Here is a 10,000-nt window from a genome sequence, read left to right on the forward strand (position 1 = left end):
GATGCCGCTTCGGAAGACGTGCAGGCGTGGGAGCGCCTGATGTGGGAATTCCAGAAACCTTTGCCCAAGGCGCAGCCGGGTGAAAAGTGGGTGCCCATGACCCGCATCTTCGATCTGGGCGAACAGCCTTAAATGTAAGGTCTGAGGGCTGCCGCCAGAACCGGCACCTGCGCGGTGACCAGCCCGGCCAGATTGACCCGTCCTGACGCCGCCATGTAGATGCCGTGCTGGGTGCGCAGGCTCAGCACCTCTTCCGGGCTGAGCGGCAGGGTTGAAAACAGGCCATTCTGCCGCGTCAGAAAGCCCAGACCCGGATGCGCCGCCGCCAGCGCCGCACGCAGGCTGTGAATGCGCAGACGCATGGCGTCGAGTTCATCGGACCACATTTTCGTAAGCGCCGCGTCGCTGAGGATCAGCCGCACCACAGCCGCGCCATGATCAGGCGGCATGGACCACAGGGTGCGCGCAAGGTTGATCAGATTGCCGCGCAGCCGCTCACGCTGGGCCTCATCGCGGCACTGATAGAAGAGGGCGCCGACGCGATCCCGGTAAAGGGCGAAATTCTTGTTGCACGAATAGGCGATCAGGGCTTCAGGCACCTGTTTCAGCAGATCACGCATCGGCGCGGCATCGGCTTCAAGGCCCTGCCCCAATCCCTGATAGGCGAGGTCGATCAGCGGCAGCAGGCCGCGTTCGGCGCACAGGCTGGCCACCTCACGCCACTGCTCAGGGCTGAGATCGGCTCCGGTCGGGTTGTGACAGCAGGCGTGCAGCAGGACGATATCGCCGGGGGCAGCGCTTTCCAGCGCCTTGCGTAAGGCAGGGAAGATCACCGACTGCGTGTCGCGGTCGAAAGAGCGGTATTCGCGGATCATCAGCCCGGCGTCTTCCAGCAGCGGGAAGTGGTTGATCCAGGTCGGCGTCCCCACCCACACCGTCGCGCCGGGCCGGGCGCGGTTAAGCAGTTCCGCCGCCAGCCGCAGCGCCCCGGTGCCGCCGGGCGTCTGCACGCCGCTCAGCGCCGTATCGCCGCGCCGTGCCTCACCGAACACCACCGGGATCAGCGCCTCGACAAAGCCCATATCGCCGGCCGTCCCCAGATAGCTCTTGGAGGTCTGGCTATGCAGCAGGGCGGTTTCGGCCTGTTTGACGGCGGCCATGACCGGGGTGTGGCCCTGTTCGTCCTTATAGACGCCGACGCCGAGGTCGATTTTGTCGGGGCGCGGATCGGCCCGGTGCAACTGGATCAGCTCCAGCAGGCTGTCGGACGGCTGATCCTTCAGGGCGGCAAAGAGGGGGGAGGCGGTCAGGGTCGCGGTCACGTCAGAATTCCAGTTCAGATAGCCAAGATTTCAGGCGGTAAAAATCTGCCCGTCGCGCACGGCGACCGGCCAGGGGGTGAGGGACGCGCCGGGGCAGGGGCCGCCGACGCACACACCGTTTCCGATGTCGAACAGCGCGCCGTGCCACTGACAGCGGATCAGGCCGCCATCGGGGGTCAGATAATCGTCCAGCGTCTGACACAGCGGCAAACCGGCGTGCGGGCAGGCATCGACATAGCCATGCACCGTCTGGCCCCGCCGCACGACAAAGCCGTGGAAGCGCGCCTCGCCCACCTGAAGCACATAGTTGCGCGCTGTGCCGTCGGTTATGCGCTCAAGCGGTCCCAGCGCGATGCCGGGGCGCACCTGCGTCAGGCGGGGCAAGGTGGCGGTCATGGGGCCACAGCCGGGAGGATGCGCGCCGTGCAGGAACCAAAGCCGATAGAGACAAACCCCTCGGCCTCGGCGCGGGCAAACAGGCTCAGCTCGTCGCCGTCTTCGAGGAAGCGGCGCGTTTCACCCGACGGCAGGCTGAGGGGCGTCTTGCCCCCTTCGGTCAGTTCCAGCAGGCTGCCGGCCTCGTGCGGCTGCGGTCCGGAGAGGGTGCCGGTGCCCAGCAGGTCGCCGGGGCGCAGATTGCAGCCGCCGCTGGCGTGGTGGGCGATGATCTGCGCCACGCTCCAGTACATGGCCTCTTCGGCGCGCGATTGCGCCAGTTCGACCGGCGCGCTCAGGCCCGGCGTGCGCAAGCGGGCCCCCAGACGGATGCGATAGCCGCCTTGCGCCCGATCCCCGGCGTCGATCAGATAGGGCAGGGGGGCGGGATCGTCGCTGGCGCGAGGCAAGGGCGCGGTGCGGAAGGGGGCCAGCGCCTCCGCCGTAATGACCCAGGGCGAAATCGTGGTGTGGAAATTCTTGGCCAGAAATGGCCCCAGAGGCTGGTACTCCCACGCCTGCACATCGCGCGCCGACCAGTCGTTGAGCAGGCAAAACCCGACGATCCGCTCAGATGCCTCGGCTATCGGGACCGGCTGACCCAGCGGGTTTTCGCCGCCGATAAAGACGCCCAGCTCCAGCTCGTAATCAAGCCGCTGTGTGGGACCAAAGCGGGGAGCGTTGGCGTCCGGGGGCTTGATCTGACCCAGAGGGCGCGTCACCGGCTCACCCGACACGCGCACCGAAGAGGCGCGGCCATGATAGCCGATCGGGACGTGCTTGTAATTGGGCAGCAGGGGGTTGTCGGGCCGAAACAGCTTACCCACCGCCGTGGCGTGGTGGATGCCGACATAGAAGTCTGTGTAGTCGCCGATGTCAGCCGGGAGATACAGGGTGCAGGTCTGCGCCGCATAGAGGTGCGGTGATACCGCTGCCTGATGCGCCGGATCGCTGAGCAGGGTCGAAAGGCGCTGACGCAGGGCGCGGCGCTCAGAGGCGGGGCGGGCAAACAGGGCATTGAGCGTGCGTGCGCCAAACGCCGCCGCGTCACCCTCGATCAGTCCCGCTTCAAAGAGGCCGCGCAGGTCGAGAATATGATCACCAATGGCGGTCCCCAGACGGCGGTCGTCGGACCCGTCCGGCGCAAACACGCCCAGTGGCAGGTTCTGGATCGGAAACTCGGCGTGCCCATGGGCATCACGCAGCCAGCTTTCACGCTCAGGGTCGTGGGTAAAGTCTATCATGGCAGTCGGGCCTTTTCAAAGCCGCTCCAGCCGGCGTCATAATCGCCTTGCAGACCCGGCAGGGCGAGGGCCTGAGCCGTGGGGCGCAGCACAAAGCGCGTTTCAAACATGAAGGCCATGGTGCCTTCGTACCGATGCGGTTTCAGGTCCGCCGATACCCCCGCGTCATAGCTGGCGCGATCCGGGCCATGCGCGTTCATGCAATTGTGCAAGGACGCGCCACCGGGGGCGAAGCCTTCGGCCTTGGCGTCATAGACGCCTTCGATCAGGCCCATCAATTCGCTCATGATATTGCGGTGGAACCACGGCGGGCGGAAGGTGTGTTCGGCCACCATCCAGCGCGGCGGGAAGATCACAAAGTCGCAATTGGCCGTGCCGGGCGTGTCGGAAGGCGCGGTCAGGACGGTAAAGATCGACGGGTCGGGGTGGTCGAAACTGACCGTATTGATCGTGTTGAAGCGCCGCAGATCGTAGCGGTAAGGGCAGAGATTGCCGTGCCATGCCACCACATCGAACGGCGAATGGTCGAGCGTCGTGGTCCACAACTGGCCCTGAAATTTCTGGATCAGTTGATGCGGCGCGTCTTCGTCTTCAAAGGCGGCGACCGGGGCTTCGAAATCGCGCGGATTGGCCAGCCCGTTGGCCCCGATCGGCCCCAGATCGGGCAGGCGGAAGGCCGCGCCGTGGTTTTCGCACACATAACCGCGCGCCGTCCCTTCCGGCAGTTCGACGCGGAATTTCAGCCCGCGCGGGATCACGACGACGCTGAGCGGTGCCGCCTCAATCACCCCACACTCGGTGAGGATTTTTAAGACGCCTTCCTGCGGCACGATCAGCCATTCGCCATCGGCATTGAAAAAGGCGCGCCGGGTCATGCTGGCCGTAGCGGCATAAAGATAAACCGTCACACCGGTCTGGGTCGCCACATCGCCATTGGCGGCATAGGCGGTCATCCCGTCGATAAAATCGACCGCGCCCTGTGGCGTCGTCAGCGGCGACCAGCGCAGGCGGTTGGGCGAGGGGGGCGGCCCGTCCGTGCGCCAGCCGGGGGCGTTCAACGGCGCAAAGGCCGCGTGCTGCGCCGATGGCCGCAGACGATAAAACCACGTCCGGCGGTTTTCACTGCGCGGGGCGGTAAAGGCTGTGCCGGAAAACTGCTCGGCATAGAGGCCGAACGGCACGGCCTGCGGCGCGTTCTGACCCACGGGCAGGGCTCCGGGCACGGCCTCGGTGGCGAAATGATTGCCAAATCCGCTGAGATACGGGCGCATCACGCATCGACCGAGATGACGCCGCGGCGGATCTGATCGAGTTCAATCGACTCGAACAGGGCCTGGAAATTGCCGTTGCCGAAGCCTTCATTGCCCTTGCGCTGGATGATTTCGAAGAAGATCGGCCCGAACAGGTTTTCGGTGAAGATTTGCAGCAGGATACCCTCTTCGCCGACATTGCCGTCGATCAGGATGCGGTTGCGGCGCAGCCGTTCAAGGTCTTCGCCGTGGCCGGGCACGCGCTTGTCCACCAGTTCGTAATAGGTCTCTATCGTGTCCTGAAGCCGCACGCCGCGCGCCCGCAGCTTTTCCACCGTGGCATAGATGTCGTCGGTGGTCAGCGCCAGATGCTGAATGCCTTCACCCTTGTATTCTCTGAGATATTCCTCGATCTGGCTCTTGTCGTCCTGCGACTCGTTGAGCGGGATGCGGATGGCCTTGTCCGGGGCGATCATGGCCTGAGAAAAGAGGCCGGTAGCCTGCCCCTTGATGTCAAAATACTTCTGCTCCTCGAAGCCGAAAATGCGCGAATAGAAGTCTGACCACACGCGCATCTGACCGCGATTCACATTGTGGGTGAGGTGGTCGAGCAGGTCGAGCCCGACGCTGTGTTCGCGCTCGGCGGCGTCCGCCCCCGGCACGGCGAACCAGTCGGCATAGAGCTGATCCGTGTCGGGGGTCAGATAGAGGTAGGAGCCACCAATGCCTTCCAGCACGAAACTGTGGTCGCCCAGCGTGCCAGCGGCGGCATCGGCGGCCTTGGCCCCGCGCGCCAATGCGGCCTCAAAGGCGGTTTGCGGATCGGCAACGCGGAACGCCATGCCCGAGGCTGAGGGACCATGCGCGGCACGGAACCCGGCCGCCTGACCCGTCGCCTCTTCGTTGAGCAACAGGTTGATGCGGCCCTGCTTAAAGCGGGTGACGGCCTTGGACGGATGGCGAGAAGCCGCGACAAAACCCAGACGCTCGAAATGGGCGCGCATGGCGGCGGGGTCGGGGCTGGTGAACTCGACAAACTCAAAGCCGTTGAGACCCAGAGGGTTGTGCGGAGTGATGGACATGGCGACCTCCCGTTTGTTTCGATTGATATAGTATCTATTGCAACAATTTAAAAAATCCAGTCTCTTTTTCGTGAGGCCTGTGGAAAGGCATCCGCAGGCGGGTTAGGCTTCGTCCATGCGCGCCCTGATCCTTCTGCCGCTTGTGGCGACCTCTCTGATGCTCTCTGGCCTGTCCCGGCCACAGGTCAGCCATGCCCCGTTCGGCGTGACGGCGGGCGGTGAAGCGGTGGAACGCTACACCCTGCGTAACCAGCGCGGTTCCGAAGTGTCGGTCCTGACCTATGGGGCCATTCTCGATGCCGTGCGGCTACGCGACCGGCACGGGCGTTTGGACAATGTGGTGCTCGATCTGGCCGACCTGAAGGCGCATGAGGCGCGCGCCAATTTCAGCGCCGTGGTTGGGCGCTTTGCCAATCGCATATCGGGCGGCGGTTTTACGCTGGACGGGCAGCGGGTGGTGCTCGACCCCAAGGGCGGGATCGTTTCACACGGCGGCAGGCCGGGTTTTTCCGGGCGGGTATGGACCGCTGAGCTGTGCGCGACGCCGGGCTGCCGCGCCGTGACACTGCGCTATATCAGCCCCGATGGCGAGAATGGCTTTCCGGGGACGTTGCGCGTCTCGGTGACCTATAGCCTGTCCGACGACGATACGTTGACGCTGGACTATCGCGCCACGACGGACAAGCCGACCGTGATCAACCTGACGAACCACGCCTATTTCAATCTGGGCGGGGCGGCGTCGGGTTCGACCGACGGCCAGTATCTGCAACTGAAGTCTGACGCTATCACCGCCCTGTCGGACAAGAAGCTGCCGACGGGGGCCTTGCGCCCGGTGGCCGGCACGCCGTTTGATTTCCGCACGCCGGTTCAGATAGGTGCGCAGATCGTCAGAGCCGACCCGCAATTGAAGATCGGCGGCGGTTTTGACCATAATTTTGTGCTGACCAAACGCCATCCCGGCGCCCTGAGCGTGGCGGCGCGGGCCTGGGACCCGAAAAGCGGTCGGACGCTGGAACTGAAGACCACCGAGCCGGGCGTGCAACTTTTCACGGGCAACGGCTTCAACGGCACGCTGAAAGGGCGGGCGGGTAACCGCATCTGGCCGCGCGACGGCTTTGCGCTGGAAACCCAGCATTTTCCCGACAGCCCCAACCGCCCGGAATTTCCTTCGACCGTTTTGCGGCCGGGCGAGACCTTCCATTCGGTGACGACGATCCGCTTCGGCACGGCGAAGACACTGAAAGAGGCCTTCCCGGATTAAAAAAACCCCGGCTCTCGCCGGGGTTTTTCCTTATCCGATTTTGGCCGGTTCGAGCTTCGGCATCAAAAGATGCACGGCCAGAAGCGCCAGAAAATAGCCCGTCGCCGCATAGACGAAGATGGGCGTGTAGGAGCCGATCTTGTCGAGCACGAAGCCCGCATATTTGGCCATCGCCATGCCGCCAAAGGCTCCGAACATGCCGCCGATACCCACGACCGAGCCCACAGCGCCATTGGGGAAGACGTCCGACGGCAGTGTGTAGAGATTGGCCGAAAAGCCCTGATGCGCGGCGGTCGCCACGCCGATGATGGCCACGGCGACCCACAGATTGTCGGCCATGGCCGCGACGCCCACCGGGAGGGCGAGAGCGGCGCAGATCAGCATGGTGACCTTGCGCGCCGCATTGACGCTCCAGCCGCGCTTGATGAACTGCGACGACAGCCAGCCGCCGCCCACCGAACCGATGTCAGACAGCAGGTAGATGGCGACCAGCGGCGGGCCAAAGGTCTTGAGATCAAGGCCATAGCGTTTGTGCAGGAAGTCTGGCAGCCAGAAGAGGAACATCCACCAGATGGGGTCGATCAGGAACTTGCCCAGCGCATAGCCCCAGGTTTCCCTGGCGCGGATGACCTTAAGCCACGACACCTTTTCGACTACGACCACCGGGTCCTGTTCGATATGGCTCAGCTCCAGCGCATTGACCTTTTTATGTTCGCGCGGGCGGCGATAGACCAGCCACCAGACGGGCAGCCACAGAAGGCCAATAGCACCCGTAAAGATAAAGGCCGCCTGCCAGCCGAAGGTCAGGGTAATCGCCGGAATGACCAGCGGCGTGACAATGGCGCCGATATTGGTTCCGGCGTTAAACAGGCCGACCGCAAAGGCGCGTTCAGACTTGGGGAACCATTCCGACACGGCCTTGACGCCACCGGGGAAGGCCCCGCCTTCGCCGATGCCGAGGAAGACGCGGGCGATGATGGCGTCTTTCAGCGATGACATGGCCGCGTGGCCGATATGAGCCGCCTGCCAGATGACAAAGGCCAGAGAGAAGCCGATGCGCGCCCCGAAACGGTCCACGATCTTACCGAAGGCGAGGTAGGAGAGGGCGTAGGCGAACTGGAACCAGAAGACCAGATCGGCATAATCCAGTTCGCTCCAGCCGAATTCTGCTTGCAGGGTCGGCTTGAGCAGACTGACCGTCTGACGGTCCACATAGTTGATGACCATGGCCGTGAACAGCAATGTCACGACCAGCCAGCGGTAGCGCGTCGCGCCAGCGGGGGCGTTGGAGCCCGAAGATGCCTGCATGGCGGTTTCCTTTATTTCTTTTTGTTTTCGTTAGTGTCTTTGGCGTTCAGTGCCCCGATCAGCGCCTTCATATTGTCGATATAGGCGCTGGTCGAAATGCCGATGACGGGTTTATCGGCGAGGTAGGGCGAAGTGTCGGTCTTGTCGCCAACGTGCGTCGAGCGGTAATCGCCCTCGGCCGGCGTCGGCGAACCGTCGCCGATGTAGGGGTTGGAGGTCGATTTCAGCTCGGTCGGCCACCAGCCGTCCTTGTTCAGCGACTTGACCAGTTGGCCGGCGGTTTCGGCGACGCGGCTGTGGTTGAGGTCGGAATCACCATGTTCCTCGATCAGGAAATAACGCGGCAGCGGCTTGGCCACGCCGTATTTCAGCGGCGAGTCTTTGGAGGCCTCTTCCGGCGGGGTGGCTTTCAGCTTTTCATAGTCCTGACGCAGCTTGGCGACATTGATCGAGCGCGTCGAGCTGTAGTGGCGCAGCGTATGCTCCGGATTATAGTCGGCATAGTAGTGGCCATTGACGACGTTAGAGCCTTCGCGGTGCGTATAGAGCGCCTTGTTGGTGCCCAGTTCCACAAACGACGGATAGAGGGGCTTTTCACCGGGCAGACGCACCGAGTCGAGCCAGTCGAGCGCTGCCGGAATGGGCGCCAGATATTTGGTGTCGCCGGTGAGCTTATAGAAGTCCATCAACTGCCGGATGGCGCTGGCGGTGGTGTGCGCGGACAGCGATTTCGGCTCATAGGTCCGCGCGCCTGCGGGCTTGAGATCGGGCGTATATTGCAGCGCCCAACCGGCCTGCGGCGCGCCGTTTTGCGCCAGAATATAAATGTTCATGCCGCGGTTTATGGCATCGAGAACGCGCGTTTCACCCAGCGCCTGATAGCAGAGGATCAGGAAGTGGACATTACCGGCGGCCACATCGTCATTAAAGGTGATGTAGGAGGTGTAGTCCGGCTGACCGTGGTGCGAAAACTCGTATTTCAGCGGATATCGCTGCGGCCAGCCGCCGTTGGGGTACTGGCTTTTGAGAACGAAGTCGATCGCCTTGTCGAGGGAGGGTTTGTACTTCGGGTCGTGCTTTTCGAGATAGAGACGCAGGATGAAGGTCATCGCCTCCACCGTGCCGTCATCGTCATAGGTGGCGTTGCCCCAGTAGTGCTGGAACTCTTCCATGCGCCAGGCGTTCTTGCCGATGGTGTCGTACCACTGCTTCGTGGAGGCCTCGCCGCCGAAGTCGATGAAATAGTGCCAGCCGCCGTTGTCCTGCTGGCCGAAGATCAGGGCGGCGGCGGCCTTTTCGGCAGCGGTGTAGTAATACTCATCGCCCGTGGCATGGTAAGCGTCGAGGAAGAGGTGACCCATGGTGGCCGTACCCGGAGGCTGCACCCAGATCATGCTGGGTTTGGCTTCCAGCTCTCCCCAGCGGCGCGACATGTCCGGCAGATAAGACCACACATAGCCGCCATTGGTCGAAACGGTCTCGACCATGAATTGCGTGGCCTTGCGCATGGTCTTTTTGATCGCGCTGTCCGACGGCTGAGGGGCGGCTGTGGCGAGAGGGCTGCACAAAGCCAGACACAGGCCCGCCGTCAGGCCTGCAATCGATTTTAAAAAGGGGCGCATGGAGTAGGCGTCTTTCCCGAAACTGAGCGTTTGTTTTTATGGTTGGCACTAGCTTATACGGTAATGACACCGGTTTCCAGCGTATCGTCATAAATTTTTTCGGGACATTTTTTTCAGGCGCTGAAGCGACGCGATTAATTCGGCAGGGGGTAGGGCGACAGGGCGGCGCTGAGGCGACCCAGCGTCACAGGTTTCGACAGGTGGCCGTCCATACCGGCATCGAGGCAGAGCTGGCGCTCATCAATCAGGCCCTGCGGCGTCAGGCCGATGATGACAACCGGCGGGATCAGCCGGCGACGTTCCAGATCACGGATTTGGCGTGTGGCGCGAAACCCGTCCATGTCCGGCAGGTCGATGCTGAGCAGCACGACGTGGCCCTGACGCGACAACAGGGCCTCCAGCAGGGCGTCACCGCGGGTAAGGACGACGGCCTTCAGCCCCAGATCCTCCAGCAGGGTGACGATGAGGTCGGCGCT

Annotated in this window: 10 protein-coding genes; 2 read left to right on the forward strand and 8 right to left on the reverse strand. The window is 63.2% G+C overall.

The features are described 5' to 3' along the window. The coding region (locus tag LDL37_RS15025; protein ID WP_290799637.1) for an L-rhamnose mutarotase at positions 1-132 on the forward strand (132 nt) is incomplete at its 5' end. On the opposite strand, the gene LDL37_RS15030 is transcribed toward LDL37_RS15025, so the two are convergent. Genes LDL37_RS15030 through hppD form a run of 5 tightly spaced genes read right to left on the reverse strand, consistent with a single transcriptional unit; the run spans position 129 to position 5,333 of the window. Further along, entirely contained in the window at positions 129-1,322 is a 1,194-nt protein-coding gene (locus LDL37_RS15030) for an amino acid aminotransferase (protein ID WP_290799628.1), read from the reverse strand. The two genes, LDL37_RS15025 and LDL37_RS15030, sit on opposite strands and share 4 nt — an antisense overlap. 30 nt (positions 1,323-1,352) lie before the next feature. Beyond that, the gene (locus LDL37_RS15035; protein WP_290799629.1) at positions 1,353-1,718 is read right to left on the reverse strand and encodes a Rieske (2Fe-2S) protein; all 366 of its coding nucleotides are present in this window, start codon (positions 1,716-1,718) and stop codon (positions 1,353-1,355) included. Beyond that, positions 1,715-3,001 (reverse strand): fumarylacetoacetase, encoded by a 1,287-nt coding sequence (gene fahA / locus LDL37_RS15040; RefSeq protein WP_290799630.1) that lies wholly within the window; start codon positions 2,999-3,001, stop codon positions 1,715-1,717. Before fahA ends, LDL37_RS15035 begins: the two co-directional genes overlap by 4 nt. Further along, entirely contained in the window at positions 2,998-4,272 is a 1,275-nt protein-coding gene (gene hmgA, locus LDL37_RS15045; RefSeq protein WP_290799631.1) for a homogentisate 1,2-dioxygenase, read from the reverse strand. The genes fahA and hmgA overlap by 4 nt, the downstream gene beginning before the upstream one ends. Then, on the reverse strand, positions 4,272-5,333 hold the full coding sequence (gene hppD / locus LDL37_RS15050; protein ID WP_290799632.1) for a 4-hydroxyphenylpyruvate dioxygenase: 1,062 nt from the start codon (positions 5,331-5,333) through the stop codon (positions 4,272-4,274). Before hppD ends, hmgA begins: the two co-directional genes overlap by 1 nt. A 115-nt stretch (positions 5,334-5,448) precedes the next feature. Here hppD and LDL37_RS15055 point away from each other — a divergent pair, with 115 nt between their 5' ends. After that, positions 5,449-6,594, forward strand: coding sequence for an aldose epimerase family protein (locus LDL37_RS15055; protein WP_290799633.1), 1,146 nt, complete (start codon positions 5,449-5,451; stop codon positions 6,592-6,594). 30 nt (positions 6,595-6,624) lie between these two features. On the opposite strand, the gene LDL37_RS15060 is transcribed toward LDL37_RS15055, so the two are convergent. From LDL37_RS15060 to LDL37_RS15070, 3 genes are all read right to left on the reverse strand, one after another. Further along, the gene (locus tag LDL37_RS15060; RefSeq protein ID WP_290799634.1) at positions 6,625-7,902 is read right to left on the reverse strand and encodes an MFS transporter; all 1,278 of its coding nucleotides are present in this window, start codon (positions 7,900-7,902) and stop codon (positions 6,625-6,627) included. Positions 7,903-7,913: 11 nt separating this feature from the next. Continuing rightward, positions 7,914-9,524 carry a pectate lyase gene (locus LDL37_RS15065; RefSeq protein WP_290799635.1) on the reverse strand — a complete coding sequence of 537 codons (1,611 nt, stop codon included), beginning with the start codon at positions 9,522-9,524 and terminating at the stop codon, positions 7,914-7,916. A 134-nt stretch (positions 9,525-9,658) separates the two neighbouring features. Further along, positions 9,659-10,000, reverse strand: a 342-nt coding sequence (locus LDL37_RS15070) for a response regulator (RefSeq protein WP_290799636.1), incomplete at its 5' end; no start/stop codon positions are given.

The organism is Asticcacaulis sp. (assembly GCF_020217185.1).
Lineage (GTDB): Bacteria > Pseudomonadota > Alphaproteobacteria > Caulobacterales > Caulobacteraceae > Asticcacaulis.

Bases quoted from the DNA above. Each gene is read 5' to 3' on its own strand.
- LDL37_RS15035 (WP_290799629.1), bottom strand. From the start codon at position 1,718: ATGACCGCCACCTTGCCCCGCCTGACGCAGGTGCGCCCCGGCATCGCG.
- fahA (WP_290799630.1), bottom strand. From the start codon at position 3,001: ATGATAGACTTTACCCACGACCCTGAGCGTGAAAGCTGGCTGCGTGAT.
- hmgA (WP_290799631.1), bottom strand. From the start codon at position 4,272: ATGCGCCCGTATCTCAGCGGATTTGGCAATCATTTCGCCACCGAGGCC.
- LDL37_RS15055 (WP_290799633.1), top strand. From the start codon at position 5,449: ATGCGCGCCCTGATCCTTCTGCCGCTTGTGGCGACCTCTCTGATGCTC.
- LDL37_RS15065 (WP_290799635.1), bottom strand. From the start codon at position 9,524: ATGCGCCCCTTTTTAAAATCGATTGCAGGCCTGACGGCGGGCCTGTGT.
- LDL37_RS15060 (WP_290799634.1), bottom strand. From the start codon at position 7,902: ATGCAGGCATCTTCGGGCTCCAACGCCCCCGCTGGCGCGACGCGCTAC.
- hppD (WP_290799632.1), bottom strand. From the start codon at position 5,333: ATGTCCATCACTCCGCACAACCCTCTGGGTCTCAACGGCTTTGAGTTT.